Source organism: Paratractidigestivibacter sp., from assembly GCF_052362415.1.
GTDB lineage: Bacteria > Actinomycetota > Coriobacteriia > Coriobacteriales > Atopobiaceae > Paratractidigestivibacter.
On sequence record NZ_DAWEMK010000187.1, the window covers coordinates 532 to 2,087 of the forward strand.

The 1,556-nt window shown below is 61.8% G+C and carries 1 protein-coding gene; it reads right to left on the minus strand.

Annotation, left to right across the window (positions count from 1 at the left end; genetic code table 11):
- Window positions 1-1,438: carbon starvation CstA family protein (locus ACT84W_RS10730; RefSeq protein WP_444329211.1), on the minus strand; the 1,438-nt coding region annotated here is incomplete at its 3' end.
- Window positions 1,439-1,556: the final 118 nt, after the last annotated feature.

Genomic DNA, 1,556 nt, shown 5'->3' on the forward strand with positions numbered 1-1,556 from the left:
GCGTGATGAGCACGAGCGCGGAGAGCAGCTGGTTCGCTGAGCCGAACAGCGGCCAGATGTTGGAGTAGCCGATCTTCGTGAGCACGTAGCCGAGCACGAGCGTCAGCACCGTGGAGAAATACGTGTTGCACAGGAGCTTGCGCCAGGGCTCGGCGTGGGTCATGTCGTCCACACTGAAAAGCTCCTGGAAGCTCATGCGCGCGATACGCGCGACGGCGTCAAGGCTCGTGAGGGCGAGGGCGGAGACGCACATCGTCATAAAGACCGTGGCGGCGTAGTTCGGCACGCCGAACATCTCGAAGAAGCCCGCAACGCCGCGGCTGAAGATCTGGAACGGGGTACCGGCGGCGGGAGTGCCGTCCGCCGCGGCGGCCGCACCGGCCACGCAGAGCGCGAGCACGGCAAGCAGGCTTTCGAGGATCATCGCGCCGTAGCCGACCTTGAGCATGTCCTTCTCGTTTTCAACCGTCTTGGACGACGTGCCGGAGGAGACGAGGCTGTGGAAGCCGGACACCGCGCCGCAGGCGACGGTGACGAACAGGATGGGGAACATCGTTCCGAGTTTTTCATTGTTGAAGCCCGTGAAGACGGGGAGGTTCATCGTCGGATGCGCAACGAGAAGGCCGACGACCGCGCCCGCGATCATGCAGATGAACATGAAGGTGGTCATGTAGTCGCGCGGCTGCTTCAAAAGCCACATCGGGAGAACGGCGGCGAAGAAGATGTAGACGAACGTGATGTAGCTCCAAGTCGCCTTGCCGAAGATGAGCGGGCAGTTCATGCCGACGGCGAACGAGGCAACGATGCAGAGGATGCCGAGCGCGGCTTCCTTCCAGCCCGAGAGGTTCAGCTTCTTCTGCACAAGGCCGAAGACGACGGCAAACACCATGAACATGATGGACACCATACCGGCTGCGCCGTTGGTCTGCGCGGCATCAGCAAGCTGCGTCACGCCGTCGACCACGGTGTAGGCGTTGAACGTGCCGGCGACCATGTCGGCGAACGCCGCGATGACAATCAGGCAGAACAGCCAGCAGAACAGCAGAAACAGCTTGCGGCCGAGCTTGCCGATGTACTTTTCGATCAGCATGCCCATGGACTTGCCGTCGTTTTTGACGGAGGCGTACAGCGCGCCGAAGTCCGTCACAGCGCCGAAGAAGACGCCGCCGAGCAGCACCCACAGCAGCACCGGCAGCCAGCCGAACGCGGCGGCCTGGATCGCGCCGGTGACAGGGCCCGCGCCCGCGATGGAGGAAAACTGATGGCTGAAGACCGTCCAGCCGTTGGTGGGGACGTAATCCTTGCCGTCGTTGTACTTAACGGCGGGTGTCTGCGCTTTGGGGTCGATGCCCCATTTCTTAGCCAGCCAGCGGCCATAGAGTGCATAGGCGGCGACGAGGGCGACCGCCGCGATCAGCACGATAACGAGTGTGTTCATGAGATTTCCCTTTCTTTCCTAAAAACTTTGCCATTCGCCAATGCCGGGAGCAAAAAAGAAGCCCTCGTCCTTGCCGCAGTCTCCCTGACGGGAACCTGATGCAAAGACGAAGGCTGAT